The sequence below is a fragment of the Pseudoalteromonas sp. PPB1 genome (assembly GCF_015356275.1).
GTDB lineage: Bacteria > Pseudomonadota > Gammaproteobacteria > Enterobacterales > Alteromonadaceae > Pseudoalteromonas > Pseudoalteromonas rubra_D.
Genome location: NZ_JACEQV010000001.1, coordinates 15,910 through 34,500 on the forward strand (window position 1 = coordinate 15,910; position 18,591 = coordinate 34,500).

Below are 18,591 nucleotides of genomic sequence, written 5' to 3' on the forward strand. Positions count from 1 at the left end.
AAAAGCTTGTTACAAAATATGAAACCCCAATGATATGGCCCAACTCAGCGCCTATCACTGAAAGTTCAGTACCTCAACGCCCATGTCTTCTTTAACATGTTCAATCACCATATAGGTATGATTGGTGCCAACACCGGGGATCTCAACGATCTGCCCCAATACCTCTCGGTACTGACGCATATCTTGTACCCGTATCTTTAAAAGGTAGTCGAACCCACCCGCCACCATGTCACAGGCCACCACGTTGGGAAGCTCCAGTACATGTTCCTTAAACGTTTCAAACACTGATTCGGTCGAGCTTTTCAGGGTGATCTCGACATGGGCCACCAGGTGCTGACCCAACTTGGCGGCATTTAACCTGGCAACATAGCCTTCAATATAGCCCTCGGCTTCGAGTTTCTTTACCCTATCCAGGCATGGACTGGGGCTCAAATTAACCGCTTTGGCCAGATTTACATTGGAAATACGGGCATTCTTTTGCAGGATATCCAGGATAGCTAAATCAATCCTGTCGAGCACCCGGGTTTTAATTGAAGTGGTCATTCAGCATAAAATTCTGCACAGCTTGGCAATTACCCGCAAATTTACCGTAATCCAAAAAAATAAGACAGCATATTCTGCTGTCTTTTCGATAGAATGTCCCCGAAATTTGACGTAATCGCCACATCAGAGACTTATCCGTGGCAAACCATTTATTAGAACGCGAGACTGGCTAAAAGTTGAACACCTCTAAAGGTGTGTTAAGGTTAGCACTATGACCGCATCATATTGTCGTAATTGACGCTTTATGCAAAGGCCTGCTTACATTAAAAGGCCACTCACATAGCAAGTACTTACATACAATTTGCTATCACTGCTTTAAGCTGTTCAATTTACAATCATTTTTGACTCTTATTTTATGAGGCTGAGTTATGCTTTATAACGGCGATTTGACAACCACCTGTCCTATCAGACAGAAGATCCGCGATTTTTACCGCATCGATGAAAACGAAGTTATCGACCATATTTTGCCTCTGGCAGAAGTAGGCGTAACGGCGCGTAGCCGTGCCTGGGAAAGAGCACGCCAGATGGTACTGAATATCCGTCGCGATCAGGATGGTCAAAATGGGGTAGATGCTCTGCTTAACGAGTTCTCTCTGTCATCAGAAGAAGGCGTGGTATTGATGTGTCTGGCAGAAGCCTTACTACGCGTACCAGATAAGGAAACTCAGGACCAGCTGATCCGCGATAAACTCGCCAAAGGTGACTGGAGCTCTCATTTGGGTAGCAGTGACTCTCTGTTTGTAAACGCGTCGAGCTGGGGTTTGCTGGTCACCGGTAAAATGGTTAACTACAGTGACAAACAACAAGAAGAACAATTTGGTGTCCTAAAACGCACTATTGGTCGCTTAGGCGAGCCTGTGATCCGCAAGTCTGTTAACTTCGCTATGAAGATCATGGGTAAACAATTCGTCATGGGTGAAACCATTCAGGACGCCATTACCCGCGCCGCAGAAAAAGAACAAAAAGGCTACGTATACTCATACGATATGCTAGGCGAAGGTGCGCGTACCATGGCGGATGCCGAGCGCTACTACCAAAGCTACATGAATGCAATCCACGCCATCGGTAAAGCAGCTGCCGGTCGTGGTCCAGTTAAGAGCCCGGGTATTTCAGTTAAGCTTTCTGCTATCCACCCACGTTATGAGTTTTCTCACAGCGACCGTGTGATGGAAGAGTTGGTGCCTAAGCTCAAAGAGCTGGCGGTAGCAGCAAAGCAGTATGATATTGGCTTTACGGTCGATGCTGAAGAAGCGGATCGCCTGGATATCTCTTTAGACGTGATTGAAGCGGTCTTCTCAGCACCGGAGCTGGATGGCTGGAATGGTTTTGGTCTGGCGGTACAGGCGTATCAGAAGCGTGCTATTTTTGTAGTGGAATGGGTTGCTGATCTGGCTCGTCGCGTAGGTCGTAAACTGATGGTCCGTCTGGTAAAAGGTGCTTACTGGGATACCGAAATCAAAACCACACAGCAAGACGGTTTAGACCACTTCCCGGTATTTACTCGTAAAGCGACTACTGACGTCTCTTACAAAGCCTGTGCAATCAAACTATTAGAAGCACGTGATGTGCTGTTTCCGCAGTTTGCTACGCACAATGCCTATACCGCAGCCACCATTCTAGAAGTGGCTAAAGGCGACAACTCTGGGTTCGAATTCCAGCGTCTGCACGGTATGGGTGAATCTCTGTTTGACCAAATCGTAGAAAGCGAAGGGATCCAGTGTCGTGTATACGCGCCAGTTGGCCATCATGAAGACTTGCTCGCTTACCTGGTGCGTCGTCTGCTTGAAAACGGTGCCAATTCATCGTTCGTTAATGCCATTGTCGATACCACTAAACCAGTAGAATCTCTGCTGCCAGATCCGGTTGAAACCTTGCAAGGCCTGCGTAACAAATACAACAAGCAGATCAGCCTACCTATTGAGTTGTACGGCGATGAGCGTCCAAACTCAAAAGGAATGGACCTGACTGACATTAATGTGCTCACCCCGTTCAAAGAAAACCTGGATAACTGGTTCAACGAACATCGCATTGAAGAAAGCGATGTGCCAGAGGGTCGCATGGCAGTACGCAACCCGGCTAATCACACAGAGATTGTGGGCCATGTACCTGTGCATGACGAAACATACATGCAAGGCATTCTCAGCAACGCAGAAAACGCCTTTGCTGAATGGTCTCAAACACCGGTTAAAGAGCGTGCCGACCTGCTGCGCCGTGTGGGTGATATTCTCGAGCGTCACCACGACGAACTGGTTGCAATCTGTATTAAAGAAGCTGGTAAAATCACCCAAGATGGTATTGATGAAGTACGCGAGGCCGTAGATTTCTGTCGTTACTATGCAGCACGCGCCGAAGAGCTGTCTAAAGACGAGCGCTTTGAAGCCCGTGGTGTGATTTTGTGTATCAGCCCGTGGAACTTCCCACTGGCGATTTTCCTCGGTCAGGTTGCCGCGGCCATAGTGACGGGTAACACCGTTATCGCTAAGCCTGCTGAGCAGACAAGTATGATTGCCGTTCGTTGTATCGAGCTGATGCGTACTGTTGGTCTGCCTGAGCACGTTGTTCAACCGGTTATTGCGCGCGGTAGCGAAGTAGGTAAACACATTGTCCCGGATGAGCGTATTCAGGCCGTAATGTTCACCGGTTCAACTGAAACCGGCACATTGATTTCACAAATCCTGGCTGAGCGTAATGACATCCAGGTACCTCTGATCGCAGAGACCGGTGGTCAAAACTGTATGGTGGTAGATTCAACGGCCCTGCCTGAGCAAGTTGTTGACGACGTTATTTCTTCTGGTTTCCAAAGTGCCGGTCAGCGCTGTTCAGCTTTGCGGGTATTGTTCCTACAAGAAGACGTCGCGGATGGCATTATCAAGATGCTGCAAGGTGCACTACAAGAGCTGCATGTTGGCGACCCGGCGCTGTTGTCTACCGATGTAGGCCCGGTGATCGACGAAAAAGCACTGAATGCACTGACTAAACACGTTGAGTTTATGAAAGGCAACGGCAAGTTGTTGTTTGAAGCTAAGATCCCGGACAACAGTGAAAATGGTGCTTACTTCTTTGCGCCGCGCTTGTATGAAATCTCTGACTTGTCAGTGTTGAAGCGCGAAGTATTTGGCCCGGTTGTACACATCATCCGCTTCAAAGGCGAAGACCTGGACAACGTCATTGACCAGATCAATGGCACGGGATATGGCCTGACTATGGGTGTTCACTCTCGTATCGAAGCACGCTGTGAATACCTGGCGAAAATGTCTCGCGCGGGTAATGTCTATGTCAACCGTAACATGATCGGTGCCATCGTAGGTGTGCAGCCATTTGGCGGTCGTGGTTTATCAGGCACAGGTCCAAAAGCCGGTGGTCCAAACTACTTGTTGCGCCTGGTGAAAGAGAAAGCATCTCCGGACAACGTTCAGATGACTAACCTGACACCTGATGAGCTAGAAACACACCACTTCCCGGGTGCGGTTGAGCAAGTTGAAGCCCTAATGCAAAACTCGCTTCGCGATGAAAAAATCTGGCGTGCAACCCCGCTTAATGACCGTGTGTCTGCGGTACGTCAGCTACTTGCTAAAGTGGCAACGGTTGAGATCATCGATGACCTGGCGGACGATTTAGCCCTGACACTGGCAGATGCCCGTGCCCAGCTTAACCGCCTGGAAAAGCGCATGCGTTCACACATTGTGTTACCTGGGCCAACGGGTGAATCTAACACCTTACACCTCGAACCACGTGGCTGTGTTGTGTGTTATGCCGATAAGAGTACCTCGTTTAACTTCTGGGCGCTGTCTGTCATCACTGCATTGGCAGCAGGTAATACCGTGATCACGGTAGCATCTGAGCTATTCTACGAGGAAGCACAGGCATTCCGTGACAAGTTTGTCGCCACCGGGGTTGCCGAAGGTGTATTCCAGGTCGCTAAGCCAAACCAGTTGCAAGCTATCCTGGCACACCCGCACCTGTCAGGCGCTGTGGTTGCTGCACGTTCGTCACGCTTGGGCTACTTCAGTCAGCAGCTGGCTGCACGTAAAGGCGCTATCCTGCCAGTGATCAGTGCTGAATACTACGACACACTGATCAGCCGTCTGGTTACGGAGAAAACAATCAGTATTGATACCACCGCATCGGGCGGTAATACTTCACTGATGACTCTGGTAGAAGATGACGAATAACCGAATGCGTTAAACCTCATTCAACCTAAGCCGGCATTCGCCGGCTTTTTTTATGCAATTTCAATCACCTTAAACGGCGCTGTAATGCACAAATTACAAGCCTGTACCTTGATTTGTAGCAAAACTATTTCATTTTTTATTGAACCGTTATATTGTGCCTGCTTCTCTCACAAAGTTAGGGGCTATGTGTGCAAAAGAACAAAACTATCGGCAGCATGTTAATCGTTGCCGGCACCACCATCGGAGCAGGCATGCTGGCGCTGCCGATCGCTTCTGCGGGACTAGGATTCACCACCGCGTTACTCTTAATACTGGCAACCTGGGCCTTGATGACCTACACCGCCTTACTGATGCTCGAACTGCATCAATACGCCAACAAAGAAGCCACACTCAACACACTCGCTAAACGCATTTTGGGTAAAAAAGGCCAGTATGTGGCAAACTTCTCCATGGTATTTTTGTTTTATGCACTGTGTGCTGCCTACATTGCAGGCGGCGGTGCTCAGCTTCAGGAGAAGCTGACTGCATTAACCAGTATGGATATTGCACCTCAGGCAGGCTCAGTACTGCTGGCCATCATGGTCGCAACAATTGTTACTTTGGGTACCAGCACCGTAGATAAGCTCAATCGCGTCTTATTCACGATCAAAATCCTGGTGCTGGCCAGTTTGTTTTTTGTTCTTACGCCCTATGTACGCGGTCAACACTTGCTAGATATGCCCGTCGAACAAGGGCTTATCATCTCTGCGTTACCAGTCATCTTCACGTCATTTGGCTTTCATGGCTCCATTCCCTCTATCGTTAAGTATGTTGGCCTTGATATCCGCACACTGAGAAAAGTGATGATAGTGGGCGCTTCATTGCCTTTAGTGATCTATATAGGCTGGCAATTGCTCAGTCAGGGTGTGATGGCACAAAGTGCTTTACTAGATAGCGAAGGGCTGCCTGGGTTTGTAGCTAGTATCTCCAGTATCGCGCATAGCCCACAGGTAAGCACCTTTGTGACACTGTTTGCAGACCTGGCTCTGGCGACCTCATTTTTAGGAGTAAGCCTGGGTCTGTTTGACTTTTTTGCTGATGCCTTTAAAAAGCGTAATACCGTGTCCGAGCGGGTGATCACGGCACTCATCACCTTCTTACCGCCACTTGGTTTTGCACTGTTTTATCCGCAAGGATTTATTATGGCACTGGGTTATGCGGCCATTGCGTTAGTGGTGCTGGCCATTTTCCTGCCGGTTACTATGGTTTGGCAGCAGCGCAAAACCCAGCAAATGGACGGCTACCAGGTTGTTGGTGGAAACTTGGGTCTGGTGTGCGCGGGACTTTGCGGCGTATTGATCATTTCAGCACAATGTTTGCAAATGCTCGGGGTTATCCCTCCACTTTAACAAATCACCACACTTTTTGCCTCGATTTAACTGCGGCTGGCGATATAATGCCCGTATAAAGACATTATCAGCCGTAGTTAAGAAGGACCGTATGAAGCATCTGATCCCCCTCATTCTGCCAGCCACTTTACTTATCGCCTGTGGCGGAGAGAATAGTGAGCCACTAAAGGCTAACCCGGACTCTTCCACAGATAACAATACCCAGGATACCAGCAACCTCACACAAAGCTGCGGCAGTGATTTCAACGCGCAACGGTCGCTGAACAAGTTTGAAAGCACCTCGGTGTTTTGGCAAATTGAAGGAGCCAGGTTACAATCCAAACCCCAACTCACCCTATTAGCCGACAAGTTATCTCTTTCTGCATCTCACGAACTTAGCTCAGATGACACCTTGTGCCTGCTGGCCGCAAATATCTTTGGTTCCAGTAGTGCTCAGACCTGGCAAGGGAATGACAATGGCTCGGTAAAACCGGGGGAGCTGTACTATTACAGCCCCGCGATGACCTTTACAGGGGCTTTACCGTCTTTCACGTCACTGGATGACTGGCGCAGCCAGGGTGCGCCGACACAAACCCCAGTCACAACCCCAGACAGCGAGATCACTATTTGGTATCGCAACCGGGATGAAAACCGCTTTACTTTGGGAACGACACAAAGTAACCAAAATCCAGTCATACTGAGTTGTGATCAAGACGGATTTGCATTGTCTTACTCTTTGTCGCAGGTTGCTCAAAGTCAAATAGATACACTCAATCCCAGTTTCTGTGAAACCCAAGGCAACGGAGAAAACGCAGTGACTCAATGCCTGAGTGTTGCACTTACCACCACGGATAAACTGGAGTCATGTACATTTGGCGCAACCAGTGTGGCTTTACCAGACAACACTGGCAACAAAACATCCGTCAAAGTCGCCGGTGAGCTGAATATTGTTACAGGGGACGCTGAACTAAAGATTACTCAGATTGATGTAAAGTAGTAAGACCCTCTAATGCCGTGCCTGGTTGGGCACGCATTACCCGGCATCTTGCTGTGGACGGGTCGATGAATTCGCTTTTGCATTTCTGTCCAACAAATATATCAGCGGAACAAAACACAAGAAAACGGTCGCGTAGTTCACTAAAGGCAGGATAGTTTTATACAGGTAACCTGAATAACTAAGTTCCATAAGATGCCGGTCAACCAGCCTGAACAGCTGTAGTAAAGGCGCAGGAATAACAACCAGTTGGCAGATGATGCTCTGCCACATATACATTTTGTCTTTCAGGGCCCAATAAGCAACAATGGCAATAAAAAGAATGTCGGCCGCAGCCCAGTAAATGTAACGGTAGACTTTGTTGCTATCAAGCTCCAGGACCAAATCGTGAGTCAAATAGCCGTTAACGAAAAACGCAAAACACAATAGCGAGTACCGTAATGCTTGCCTGTCTTTCAGGAAATAAAACAAAACAACGGCAACTGAAACAAGGACCATCTGACTATCAAAAATAGTATTCAGAAGTGCTCTTATCGTGTCACCGTTGATATCGATATTCGCCAACATGGCTATCAGAAACCGTTAGAACTTATTTCGGATCTTCGCTTCCATCGTCACCGCCACCATTTGAACCCGGCATATAAGCATATTTATTAAGCATTGTTTTCTCCATTAACATTATCAGATTAAATTCCGCTGAATAGCCTAGCCCAAGAATCGGTACCACGCAATACTTCTAGTTGTTTCCACGTACATTAATTGGGTCAGATTCCTTAGCCTTACCTTGCATGATAGAGATTTCGACACGCCGGTTGCGACGACGGTCTTCATCAGTTTCATTGGGCACCAGCGGCCGAGTATCTGCATGCCCGACGACGACCATACGGTTTTTGTCGAATCCAGTGACGGTCTGCATTTCTGTCGCAACCGCAACCGCCCGAGTCGCAGACAGATCCCAGTTATTACTATATAGCTCATTCGAAAACTGGAAGTCATCCGTATGCCCGGACACCGTTATTTCGCCAGGCACATCTTTGAGTAGTTGGGCAATATCCTGGATCACGGGTTTAAACTTAGGTTGTAAGAATGCGCTGCCAGAAGGAAAAGAGCCATTCTCCTGGATCCGAATAATGATTTGCTGTCCCAATGATTCCAGTTCAATTGCACCATCCATGATTTGCTTTTCCAGCTGCTGGGCGATTTTTTTCACCAGTTCATTGACCTGCTCCTGCTCCGCAGCCGCAATTGCCTGTGTCATCGACTGCTCTTGTGCGGTACTGGAAGACTCACCTCCGCGCTTGTTACCACGCTGCTCTTGTCGTCCACCCGCAGAGCTTTCATCACCAGCCTGAAACTCCAACATCTGCTGCGTCATTTCAACTGTCTGTTGCTGTATCGTTTCGATAGGAGTGGGTTCAGGCTTGCCCGGCGTGAACTCCATGGCAATCACACTGGTCCCTTTTGGAATGTCCTTTACCTCAATCTTGTTTTGCACGCCAAATGCAAATTTCATGGAGCCCGCGATCTGCTTAAATTTGAGTACATCCATTTCTGAAAACGCCAATAGCAATACGAAGAAACACATCAGCAGAGACATCAGATCGGCAAAAGTCCCCATCCAGGCAGGTAAGCCTGGGGGGGGACATTTGCATTCGTTCTCGTCAGACATAATTACTCCTCGGCCTCAGCACCCCGTTTGGACTCAGGTAGGTAGTTTTTCAAGATACCTTCTATCACTTTCGGGTTCTGGCCGTCCTGGATCCCCAAAATAGCATCCAGGATTAAGCGTTGATTTCGTTCTTCCTCGTCTTTACGCAGCTCCAGTTTTACCTGAATTGGAATAGCCACCACGTTAGCCAAGAACGCACCATACAATGTCGTCAATAGTGCAACGGCCATCGCGGGTCCAATCGCTTTCGGGTCATCCATGTTCGATAGCATGGCTACCAGGCCGATTAAGGTACCAATCATCCCCATTGCAGGAGCAATGTCCGCCAAAGATTTAAACAATCCAGCACCCATTTCATGACGCGTCGAAGTGAGCGCAATGTCTTTTTGCAGGGTTGCCCTGACCACATCCGCATCGTGACCATCCACCAGCATGTCAACACCTTTACGCATAAAGGAATTGGGAATTTCGGCCTCTTCTAATGCCAGAAAGCCGCCTTTACGCGCAGAATCCGCCAGCTCAACCGCTTTCTCAATCAGTTCTTCCGGGGTCTCCAGCTTAAACATAAAGGCCTTACCGGCCACTTTACCGATGCCAAAAAACTGGCTCATGGTAAAGTTCGACAGCACGATAAAAATCGAGCCACCAAATACAATAACCACTGATGGAGTGTTGTAAAACATGGCAATCTGGCCATCACTACTAAGTACCATGGACATCACAATCAAGCCTATGGCCCCTAAGATACCAATCACGGTTGCTAAATCCACACACCCTCCAAAGGAAATTACCCGTTATCTATCACGCAGTTATTATTATCGACAGAGTTATCGGCCAGTTTTGCAATAACTTAACTCAATTATATTAAATTGCCTTGAAATTGCGAATCCATAAACCAATGGCAAGTCATCCTGACTGTATAACGCAAAAATTCTGAGAGATCTTTGACCTCAATCTGTAATACTCATAAAATTAGGCGTTTTTTAATTTAGCTCAAAGTGAATACTGCACATGGCGACAAAAAAACCGGAAAACATGAGCTTTGAAGAAGCTGTTGACGAGCTTGAAGGCATTGTACAGGGCATGGAACGGGGCGAACTCACCCTGGAACAGTCGCTCAAACAATTTGAACGCGGGATAAAGCTGGCCAACGCTTCCTCGCAAAAGCTGCAACAGGCAGAACAGAAAGTGGCGATTTTGCTCGGCAATGACGAGCAAAGCCCGCTAAGTGAATTTACGGACGAGCTGGAATAAACATTGGATTTACAAGCACAACTTGCTCATGCCAGAGCGCAAGTCGAAGAAACTGTAGGCGCGTATTTCGCTCAGGAATTGGACAGTGACGACACCGCCATTGCTGCAGCGCGCTACAGCATTAGTAATGGTGGTAAACGGTTGCGCCCATTTCTGGTCTACACAACCGGGCAAATCTTTGGCGCCACACCTCGCGATCTCGATATCGCCGCAGCTGCCGTCGAATGTATTCACAGTTATTCATTGGTTCATGATGACCTCCCGGCCATGGACGATGATGACCTGCGCCGTGGTAAACCGACTTGCCATATTGCATTTGATGAAGCACAAGCAATCCTGGCAGGTGATGCTTTGCAAACCCTGGCTTTTGAGCTGTTATCAGCGCACACATTCTCTGTCCCGGCGGCAAATCAGATTGCGATGATCAAAACCCTCGCAAAGGCATCCGGGTTGCAAGGCATGGTCGGTGGTCAGGCGCTGGATTTAGCAGCAACGGACAAGTCTGTCAGCTTGGCAGAACTGGAGCGGATCCATCGCTTAAAAACGGGCGCGCTGCTAACTTGTGCTATTGAACTTGGCGCGCTGTGTGCCCCAGATGTGTCGCCACATACCCTTGCCCGACTACGTGACTATGGTCAGAATATTGGTCTGGCATTTCAGGTTCAGGATGACATTCTTGATATAGAAGGTAACACTGAAGTGCTGGGCAAACCTCAGGGGTCTGATCTGGAACACAATAAGTCTACGTATCCTGCTCTATTAGGATTATCGGGTGCCAAACAAAAAGCACAAGCACTCGTAGAAGAGGCAAAGCAGGCGCTGCACAACATTGATGCAGACACACAAACCTTGGCTTTGCTGGCAGACTATATTATTGCCAGAGACCATTAATGACCATAAACCGACTAGCAATCAACTGATAAGTCGCTAAATTAATAACTAGTTAAGTTATACTGTGGTGCATTGCACACTGCACGCCGAACAAAGCGCCGAGCACCCAGCACAGAATTTATAAATTTAATGGCGGATAACAATGACAACCAAGTCAGCGAACTCTGCCCAGGATAACGTAATCAATATGAGTCTTGATAACAGCAAGTATCCCCTTTTGGCATTGATTGAGCAGCCTGAGCAGCTGCGCACTTTGCCGCAACATAAACTGACCGAGTTCAGCGATGAGCTACGTGACTATCTGCTCAACTCGGTCTCGCAAAGTAGTGGTCACCTTGCCTCCGGTCTAGGCACGGTTGAACTGACAGTGGCGCTGCATTACGTTTACAATACGCCCGCTGACCGCCTGGTATGGGATGTAGGCCACCAGGCTTATCCACATAAAATTCTCACGGGTCGTCGCGATCAAATGCATACCATACGACAAAAAGATGGCCTGCATCCTTTCCCGTTTCGTGAAGAAAGCGAGTACGATACATTCAGTGTTGGTCACTCTAGCACCTCTATCTCTGCCGCGCTGGCCATGGCGATTGCCGCTGAAAAAGAACAACAGGGGCGTAAAGTCGTCGCTGTGATTGGTGATGGTGCAATGACCGCAGGTATGGCTTTTGAAGCCATGAATCATGCCGGTGATGTGAAATCGGACATGCTAGTGATCCTTAACGACAACGAAATGTCTATTTCTGAGAATGTCGGCGCATTGAACAACCACTTTGCACGGATCTTATCGGGTAGCTTTTATACCAATATCCGCGAAGGCGGTAAAAAGCTACTTTCCGGTGTACCACCGGTGAAAGAACTGGCCAGCAAAGTTGAAGAGCATCTCAAGGGCATGGTCATTCCGGGCACCTTCTTTGAAGAACTCGGCTTTAACTACATTGGCCCAATAGACGGCCACGACGTCAATATGCTGGTGGACACACTCAGAAACATGCGCAACCTTAAAGGTCCGCAGTTGCTGCACGTAAAAACCCAAAAAGGTAAAGGTTACCAACCAGCTGAAGCCGATCCAATTGGCTATCATGGCGTGCCAAAGTTCGATCCTAGCGTGCATAGCCTGCCCAAATCAAAACCTGCTGCACCAACATTTTCTAAAGTATTTGGTGACTGGCTGTGTGACATGGCAGAGCAAGACAATAAGCTAATGGCCATCACGCCAGCCATGCGCGAAGGTTCAGGCATGGTGCGTTTCTCTAAAGAGCACCCAGACCAGTACTTTGATGTGGCCATTGCAGAGCAACATGCCGTCACCTTAGGGGCAGGGTTTGCCTGTGAAGGCCTTAACCCGGTCGTGGCCATCTACTCCAGCTTTTTACAACGGGGTTATGATCAGCTGATCCACGATGTGGCACTGCAAAACCTGCCTGTGTTGTTTGCCATTGACCGCGCCGGGATTGTTGGCGCAGATGGCGAAACACACCAGGGAGCCTACGATCTGAGCTTTATGCGTTGTATTCCCAGCATGGTCATTATGGCTCCCAGCGACCTGAACGAATGCCGTCAGATGCTCTATACCGGCCATCGCCTGCAACAACCTGCCGCTGTGCGCTATCCGCGAGGCTCCGCAGGTGAGGCTGAAATTGAAGCACAGATGACGGAGCTGGAAGTGGGTAAAGCCAACCTGCTGCGCTCAGGTAAAAAGGTCGCCATTCTTAACTTTGGCACCTTGTTACACAACGCAAAACCAGTCGCAGAGGCGCTGGATGCAACTTTAGTTGATATGCGCTTTGTGAAGCCACTTGATGGCGACATGGTTACTAAGCTGGCAGCTGAGCATGATCTGCTGGTGACACTGGAAGACAATGCCATTGCAGGCGGTGCTGGTAGTGCGGTCAGCGAGCATCTGGCCGCTGCGCAGATCCTCAAACCAATTTTACATCTGGGCATTCCTGATGAGTTCATCAAACATGGTACACAAGACCAGATGCACACCGAAATGGGCCTGGATGCAGACGGGATCCAAAAACGGATAGAAGCCGTCCTGTAACCGCTTCACCACCTTAAATTGAGCCACTGTCATCGCAGTGGCTTTTTTATTTTCTGCCTGCCAAACACAGACTGTTCCAAACATGCCAATCCTTGCGCCAAGTCATGAAAAGGAGCCTTTAGACTAGTAAATATAAGCCAACTCGCTGACAATACAGCGGTGATTAAATGGAATTAACGTGTCCCGCCGGGATGCGTCTTCACGGAACCAAGTCCACTCGAGTACCCAAAGTGCGAGTAAGCAAGGCCCAACGAATGTCCTCCCCTCGCCTTTCGGGTTAGTGGTTCTTTGCTGCCGGTTATCCTGGCAGCACATCAGGAGTTTCCTATGTCTTCAATAACACGCAAAGAAGCCGCACAACTGGCACTGGATTGTATGGATTTGACCAGCCTGACTGGCACAGAATGCGACCAAGATATCATCCAGCTTTGCCAGCAGGCCAGCTCAGCATTAGGCAATGTGGCTGCAGTTTGTATTTACCCTCAACATATCGCACTGGCCAGACAACACCTGGCCACAGGGATCCGCATCGCCACTGTCACGAATTTTCCGCACGGTAGCGACAACATAGTCAAAGCAGTTGAAGAAACTCGCACAGCTGTTGCACTTGGTGCCGATGAGATCGATGTGGTCTTTCCTTACACTGCTCTGATGGCTGGTAACGCTGACATCGGCTATCAGCTTATCGAGCAATGCAAGCAGGCTTGTGGGACACACGTGCAACTCAAAGTCATTATTGAGTCCGGTATGCTGCCAACGTCACACTTGATTGAACAGGCATCGCGCATCGCAATCAATGCCGGGGCTGACTTTATTAAAACCAGTACCGGCAAAGTTGCCGTGAATGCCACCTTAGAGGCCACGCAGGTGATGCTCAATGCCATCAAGAACAGTGGCAAAGCAGTCGGCTTTAAAGCCGCTGGGGGTGTACGCACAGTTGCCGATGCTCAAGCTTACCTAATGCAAGCCAGCCAAACTATGGGCCCGGACTGGGTGAACAAGCAGCACTTCCGGTTTGGCGCTTCTGGCTTGCTCAATGATGTGCGCTCAATCCTGACAGGTGCGCCCTGCGAAGACAAGGGAGGTTACTGATGATGCACACTAACCCGCATGGTACGGTTCACATTAATGCGCCTGACGATGCATTTGCTGACACAGTATTGCTGCCGGGCGATCCTCTGCGCGCCAGATTCATTGCAGAGCACTTTCTGGATGATGTTAAAGTCGTCAACACAGTGCGTAATATGCTAGGTTACACGGGCTTTTTTCAGGGTCGCAAACTCTCGGTGATGGGCACAGGCATGGGGATCCCCAGCTGCTCCATTTATGCCAAAGAGTTAATCACCGAATACAAGGTGAAAAACCTGATCCGCGTAGGCAGCTGCGGGGCCGTTTCCAAGCACGTGCAACTGCGCGACATTATTATTGCCATGGGTGCCTGTACCGACTCAAAGGTAAACCGAATGCGCTTTAAAGATCATGACTTTGCAGCCATTGCCGACTTCAACCTACTCAATGCCTGTGTCCACACTGCCTCAGCATTGACGCTAAAAGTACAGGTTGGCAATGTTTTTTCATCCGACCTGTTTTATACGCCACAGCCAGACATGTTTGAGCTGATGGATAACATGGGGATCCTGGGTGTAGAAATGGAAGCGGCCGGATTATATGGTGTCGCCGCGCAATATGGTGCCAGGGCACTGACCATTTTAACGGTTGCAGACCACATTACCCTGGATACACACCTGAGCAGTGACGCCAGGCAATCTTCCTTCGAAGAGATGATCCAACTGGCACTTCTGACAGCAAAAGAAATATAATCACAGTCCATTACCTGGTGTGCCAGCAGGCACACCCTAATAGCCTGTTCGTTGCCATAACTTTTTGCCAAACACGAAACAATTCAACGGCTGTTTCCTTCACTAAAGATAATACCCAAATCTGCGACCCAGACACCATCCATTGCGAACTGCTACTGGCGCTGTTACCATCCCCGTGAAAGGAACATACACAACCACAATTTGGGAGTATTACTATGAGAACACTTTTACCCATTGCCGCTTTACTCTTCTCTGGCTCAGCACTTGCTAGTTTCGAAATGAGCGGCAAAATCATCAGGCTATTTGTCAGTGAAACGGGGAGTATTGCCGTAAGACTAGACAAAAATTACAATGACTCTGCCAAACAGGCGTGCCCTGGATTTAATGGTTGGGCAGGTAATGTATCGGCAGATCCAATTCTTAAGTCCACCTTGCTTGCTGCACATGCATCTAAAACGAATGTCGCACTCTCAATATCGGGATGCACAGCGGGCGGGGCCTGGGTAAAAGTCGCCGCCGTTTATTCTGACTAGTCAGTTACGATACACTTCAGGAAGCCTGCTAACGCAAGCTTCTTTGACCAAAAACAGCGAGTCACGGCGTGTCTGATAGCCAAATCATGATGCTTTTTTACCCCGACCTGTTTTATACTCTCCTCCCTGAGCCGGGACTTTATCGCTGATATCTAAAATGCACCACGCTAGCATAAAGCCTAAGAGCCCGTTTTTTCTTTAATTACATACTTTTAAAACTATGACCAAAACCCGACAGATCATTTATGCGGTTGTACTCAACCGGGGATTTTTACTGTTTCCACTGGTGCTGATCAGCCTGCTGGTTGGTAGTATCACCGCAGAAGACATTCGCTATCTGCTGGGCCATATGGATCAGCATGGCTATCAGAAAGTCATTGAAAATGAGTCGACCATCACCATTTTGCTGATTGGCTTTGGGGCTATCATGGATGGCCGGAAAATTTTTTCAAAACGCATGCTGGAAAGTAAAAACGACCCAACGCTTGAGCAACACAGTGCGCTGAATGCGACCTCTGAATACTATGGTTTTATGCTGATTGTGATAGGCATTGCCATCGAGATTGTTGATCAAATCACAAGGTATTTGAGCACATTCAATATTGATATTATGGCATTTGAAGCCATTTTTAGCCTGGTATTTAATGTGGTTGCGCTCATTGTGATGCTCAAAGCAGCCTACAGAATAGCGGCCATTGACATAGAAGCACACCAGCTTTAAGCCTAATCCCAGCGCGCTTCTTACACTCCCTGTAATACAAAGTAATATACTTGCGGCATTCGAGCATGTAGGATAAAAAATAGGTGTAAGTATCTAATATCAAAGCGCTAGGGATTGTTTTATGTCAACAGAAGCATTTACGGGCGAACTCATGCCCTTTGTCGGTAATTTTGTCGTAAGAGAGTATCTGGCATGTGACGGCCAGCTAGTCAGCATAGGGCAGTTTACGGCCCTTTACTCATTAATGGGTACCTTGTATGGTGGTGACGGCCGGGTCTCCTTTGCCATGCCAGATCTGCGCGGCCGCAGCCTTGTTGGCCACGGAAAGGCACCCGACTTAATGTATGACTATCAAATCGGTATGATCGGTGGCATTGAAGAAAAAACACTCACTGAATATCACTTACCAACACACAATCACACCGCATCGGCTCAGGTACCGACCCTCAATAGCGGGGCGACGTCATCCATGTCTGTTGCGAACAATAACGCAAACACACCAGCCCCCAATATCAGCGCTTTCCTCGGCAAACCACAGGATCAAAGCTTCTTTGTGCCAAGTGCATTTGAGGCTGTCCAACCGGTTAAGGTCAAAGGAATGAATGTAGACGTTCAGTCTTCGGCCTGGGCCAACGTTGAGTTGCATGATACAGGCCAGAGCGAGTCTGTTGATATCCGCAATCCGGTTCAGGCTGTAAACTGGCTTATTTGTGCAGACAACATCTATCCGCCACGCCCCTGATCAGTACTAAGCTCAATCAACAGCGTTTATCGGCTCGCATCCGTTAAAACTTGCCAATGACGTTGTCGGTATGTGCTGTAATACAAAGTAATATACTTCTAAAAAAGGATGAGGTATGGTTGATTTTGACTATAACGTTTTTAACAACAATGATTTAGGGAGAGCGTGTTATGGCTGCCGACGCATTTATCGGTGAAATGATGCCGTTTACAGGTAACTTTGCAGTACGCCAATTCGCAGAGTGTGGTGGGCAACTCATTTCAATCTCACAATACTCAGCAACGTATGCCATCCTGGGTACCTTCTATGGTGGCGATGGTAGAAGCACCTTTGCGATGCCAGACCTGCGTGGCAGAAGCCCTGTCAGTAAAGGACAAGCACCGGGCTTATCCTACTATCCGTTAGGTAGCAAAGGCGGCAGCGAATCAGTCCAACTGACAACCGCACAGCTCCCCGCACACTCTCATACAGCAACTGCCACTGTTGGTGTATCCAGTGCCGCCACGGCCACCCTATCTGTGGCCTCCAACAATGCCAATAACCCAGCACCAACTGCAGCTGCTTACCTTGGTAGACCACAAGACTCAAGCTTCTTTGTTCCCAGTGCATTTGAAGCAGAGCAACTGGTCGAGATCCAGGGACCAGAAGTGCAGGTACAATCGGTCGTAGACAACGCAACAGTCACGGTAAACAACACAGGTTTAGGTCAGGAAGTTAGCTTACTAAGCCCGATTACCACGATTAACTGGCAAATGTGTTTGAATGGACTGTTTCCATCCCGCGCATAATAGCTCATTTGACCACCGCGCATCGGGAGGCGATCCTCCTGATGCGAATTACTAAGGTTGCAAAGCGACCTTTTATTTTCTTGGCTGATAGCCAGGTAGTGATTTTCTTGTCAGCAACAGGCGCGCACTAGAATTAGCCAGCTAACGACTTCCATACGCCTTCGGGCACAACCATTCATTGCATCCATCTGATGTACTTATTATCGCAATTTAAACAACATTACAGAGAGGTAGAATCATGCAAGTTGAAGCATACCAGGGTGATATGATGCCGTATGGCGGTGACTTTACTGTAGAAGGTTACGCACCATGCGATGGTAGCCTTATGTCAGTCAACCAGAATCAGGCACTGTTTACTATATTAGGCAACAAATACGGTGGAGATGGGCGCAGCACATTTGCAACTCCGGATCTGCGTGGCAGAAGCCCGATACGATTTGGACAAGGACCCGGGTTATCGGAATACAAGCTGGGGCAAATAGGAGGCATAGAGCAAGCCCAGCTCTCTTATATTAACATGCCTAGTCACACACATGTTGCCGAAGCAGATACCAAGCTTCACTTAGCAGAGAACTATGGCAACACTTTTGAACCTATTAAAGAGGACCCAAGTTATTTTGCGCCCTCAAATCTCGATAGTGACGAACAGTTTTTTGTTCCTTCTGGTTTTGAGAGTCCAGAACTTTTGACGGCCAGTAAAAGTGTCGAAACACAGATACAAATTAAAAATGCCGGTGGAAGTCAACCATTTAGTGTTCTCAGCCCCTATTTAGCTATTGGCTGGCAGATCTGTATTCTGGGTGCCTACCCTAGGCGCGCTTAATCAATACTAACCGGGTGCAATGCACCCGGATTGGCCTGTCACTCTTCTTACTCGACGTTCCCAATCACCTTCAACAAACTCATCGATTCGCAGACCCTCTCTGTTGCTTCACGCTCACACGACAATGACTCCAACCGCGCAACAAAAACCACACTAAAGAATGACAAAAAAAAATATAGCAACCATTAATTCGTAATCCTGTACAATATTCATCGCACATTAATTCA

At 48.4% G+C, this 18,591-nt stretch carries 17 protein-coding genes; 13 read left to right on the forward strand and 4 right to left on the reverse strand.

Translation table 11 applies throughout. The annotated features are described in order from the left end of the window. Positions 1 to 54: 54 nt before the first annotated feature. Entirely contained in the window at positions 55 to 543 is a 489-nt protein-coding gene (locus tag IY568_RS00055; protein ID WP_010382851.1) for a winged helix-turn-helix transcriptional regulator, read from the reverse strand. A 368-nt stretch (positions 544 to 911) separates the two neighbouring features. On the opposite strand from IY568_RS00055, the gene putA reads away from it, so the two are divergent. The 3 genes from putA (at position 912) to IY568_RS00070 (ending at position 7,079) form a co-directional block, all read left to right on the forward strand. Next, complete coding sequence (gene putA / locus IY568_RS00060; protein ID WP_194866472.1) at positions 912 to 4,715, forward strand: bifunctional proline dehydrogenase/L-glutamate gamma-semialdehyde dehydrogenase PutA; 3,804 nt, start codon at positions 912 to 914, stop codon at positions 4,713 to 4,715. Positions 4,716 to 4,903: 188 nt separating this feature from the next. After that, positions 4,904 to 6,103, forward strand: a complete 1,200-nt coding sequence (locus IY568_RS00065) for an aromatic amino acid transport family protein (protein ID WP_125557927.1) — start codon at positions 4,904 to 4,906, stop codon at positions 6,101 to 6,103. Between the two features lie 91 nt (positions 6,104 to 6,194). Continuing rightward, positions 6,195 to 7,079 carry a hypothetical protein gene (locus tag IY568_RS00070; protein WP_194866473.1) on the forward strand — a complete coding sequence of 295 codons (885 nt, stop codon included), beginning with the start codon at positions 6,195 to 6,197 and terminating at the stop codon, positions 7,077 to 7,079. A gap of 36 nt (positions 7,080 to 7,115) precedes the next feature. On the opposite strand, the gene IY568_RS00075 is transcribed toward IY568_RS00070, so the two are convergent. From IY568_RS00075 to pomA, 3 genes are all read right to left on the reverse strand, one after another. Further along, positions 7,116 to 7,643 carry a hypothetical protein gene (locus IY568_RS00075; RefSeq protein WP_323744707.1) on the reverse strand — a complete coding sequence of 176 codons (528 nt, stop codon included), beginning with the start codon at positions 7,641 to 7,643 and terminating at the stop codon, positions 7,116 to 7,118. Positions 7,644 to 7,812: 169 nt separating this feature from the next. Next, positions 7,813 to 8,745: a flagellar motor protein MotB gene (locus tag IY568_RS00080; RefSeq protein ID WP_125557931.1), complete on the reverse strand. Its 933-nt coding sequence runs from the start codon at positions 8,743 to 8,745 to the stop codon at positions 7,813 to 7,815. Between the two features lie 2 nt (positions 8,746 to 8,747). Beyond that, positions 8,748 to 9,515: a flagellar motor protein PomA gene (gene pomA / locus IY568_RS00085; protein ID WP_049865534.1), complete on the reverse strand. Its 768-nt coding sequence runs from the start codon at positions 9,513 to 9,515 to the stop codon at positions 8,748 to 8,750. Between the two features lie 241 nt (positions 9,516 to 9,756). Here pomA and xseB point away from each other — a divergent pair, with 241 nt between their 5' ends. The 10 genes from xseB to IY568_RS00135 all read left to right on the forward strand — a co-directional run bounded on the left by xseB (position 9,757) and on the right by IY568_RS00135 (position 18,364). Continuing rightward, positions 9,757 to 9,999 carry an exodeoxyribonuclease VII small subunit gene (gene xseB, locus IY568_RS00090; protein ID WP_194866474.1) on the forward strand — a complete coding sequence of 81 codons (243 nt, stop codon included), beginning with the start codon at positions 9,757 to 9,759 and terminating at the stop codon, positions 9,997 to 9,999. 3 nt (positions 10,000 to 10,002) lie between these two features. Then, positions 10,003 to 10,890, forward strand: a complete 888-nt coding sequence (gene ispA / locus IY568_RS00095) for a (2E,6E)-farnesyl diphosphate synthase (protein ID WP_125557935.1) — start codon at positions 10,003 to 10,005, stop codon at positions 10,888 to 10,890. Between the two features lie 187 nt (positions 10,891 to 11,077). Further along, positions 11,078 to 12,937 (forward strand): 1-deoxy-D-xylulose-5-phosphate synthase, encoded by a 1,860-nt coding sequence (gene dxs / locus IY568_RS00100; RefSeq protein WP_194866671.1) that lies wholly within the window; start codon positions 11,078 to 11,080, stop codon positions 12,935 to 12,937. Between the two features lie 327 nt (positions 12,938 to 13,264). Next, positions 13,265 to 14,029, forward strand: a complete 765-nt coding sequence (gene deoC / locus IY568_RS00105; protein ID WP_194866475.1) for a deoxyribose-phosphate aldolase — start codon at positions 13,265 to 13,267, stop codon at positions 14,027 to 14,029. After that, positions 14,029 to 14,757, forward strand: coding sequence for a purine-nucleoside phosphorylase (gene deoD / locus IY568_RS00110; RefSeq protein WP_194866476.1), 729 nt, complete (start codon positions 14,029 to 14,031; stop codon positions 14,755 to 14,757). Before deoC ends, deoD begins: the two co-directional genes overlap by 1 nt. A 215-nt stretch (positions 14,758 to 14,972) precedes the next feature. Further along, positions 14,973 to 15,290 carry a hypothetical protein gene (locus IY568_RS00115; RefSeq protein ID WP_125557941.1) on the forward strand — a complete coding sequence of 106 codons (318 nt, stop codon included), beginning with the start codon at positions 14,973 to 14,975 and terminating at the stop codon, positions 15,288 to 15,290. 220 nt (positions 15,291 to 15,510) lie between these two features. Continuing rightward, a complete protein-coding gene (locus IY568_RS00120; RefSeq protein WP_125557943.1) occupies positions 15,511 to 16,011 on the forward strand; it encodes a hypothetical protein in 501 nt (166 codons plus the stop codon). A 121-nt stretch (positions 16,012 to 16,132) separates the two neighbouring features. Then, complete coding sequence (locus IY568_RS00125; protein WP_194866477.1) at positions 16,133 to 16,753, forward strand: phage tail protein; 621 nt, start codon at positions 16,133 to 16,135, stop codon at positions 16,751 to 16,753. A gap of 170 nt (positions 16,754 to 16,923) precedes the next feature. After that, positions 16,924 to 17,541 carry a phage tail protein gene (locus tag IY568_RS00130; protein ID WP_194866478.1) on the forward strand — a complete coding sequence of 206 codons (618 nt, stop codon included), beginning with the start codon at positions 16,924 to 16,926 and terminating at the stop codon, positions 17,539 to 17,541. Between the two features lie 238 nt (positions 17,542 to 17,779). Beyond that, on the forward strand, positions 17,780 to 18,364 hold the full coding sequence (locus IY568_RS00135; RefSeq protein WP_125557949.1) for a phage tail protein: 585 nt from the start codon (positions 17,780 to 17,782) through the stop codon (positions 18,362 to 18,364). The last annotated feature ends 227 nt before the right edge of the window (positions 18,365 to 18,591 follow it).

Excerpts from the sequence above, each read along its gene's own strand:
- dxs (WP_194866671.1), top strand. The coding sequence starts at position 11,078 with ATGAGTCTTGATAACAGCAAGTATCCCCTTTTGGCATTGATTGAGCAG.
- IY568_RS00125 (WP_194866477.1), top strand. The coding sequence starts at position 16,133 with ATGTCAACAGAAGCATTTACGGGCGAACTCATGCCCTTTGTCGGTAAT.
- IY568_RS00055 (WP_010382851.1), bottom strand. The coding sequence starts at position 543 with ATGACCACTTCAATTAAAACCCGGGTGCTCGACAGGATTGATTTAGCT.
- deoD (WP_194866476.1), top strand. The coding sequence starts at position 14,029 with ATGATGCACACTAACCCGCATGGTACGGTTCACATTAATGCGCCTGAC.
- IY568_RS00080 (WP_125557931.1), bottom strand. The coding sequence starts at position 8,745 with ATGTCTGACGAGAACGAATGCAAATGTCCCCCCCCAGGCTTACCTGCC.
- IY568_RS00135 (WP_125557949.1), top strand. The coding sequence starts at position 17,780 with ATGCAAGTTGAAGCATACCAGGGTGATATGATGCCGTATGGCGGTGAC.
- xseB (WP_194866474.1), top strand. The coding sequence starts at position 9,757 with ATGGCGACAAAAAAACCGGAAAACATGAGCTTTGAAGAAGCTGTTGAC.
- putA (WP_194866472.1), top strand. The coding sequence starts at position 912 with ATGCTTTATAACGGCGATTTGACAACCACCTGTCCTATCAGACAGAAG.
- IY568_RS00120 (WP_125557943.1), top strand. The coding sequence starts at position 15,511 with ATGACCAAAACCCGACAGATCATTTATGCGGTTGTACTCAACCGGGGA.
- IY568_RS00115 (WP_125557941.1), top strand. The coding sequence starts at position 14,973 with ATGAGAACACTTTTACCCATTGCCGCTTTACTCTTCTCTGGCTCAGCA.
- IY568_RS00130 (WP_194866478.1), top strand. The coding sequence starts at position 16,924 with ATGGCTGCCGACGCATTTATCGGTGAAATGATGCCGTTTACAGGTAAC.
- IY568_RS00070 (WP_194866473.1), top strand. The coding sequence starts at position 6,195 with ATGAAGCATCTGATCCCCCTCATTCTGCCAGCCACTTTACTTATCGCC.
- deoC (WP_194866475.1), top strand. The coding sequence starts at position 13,265 with ATGTCTTCAATAACACGCAAAGAAGCCGCACAACTGGCACTGGATTGT.
- IY568_RS00075 (WP_323744707.1), bottom strand. The coding sequence starts at position 7,643 with ATGTTGGCGAATATCGATATCAACGGTGACACGATAAGAGCACTTCTG.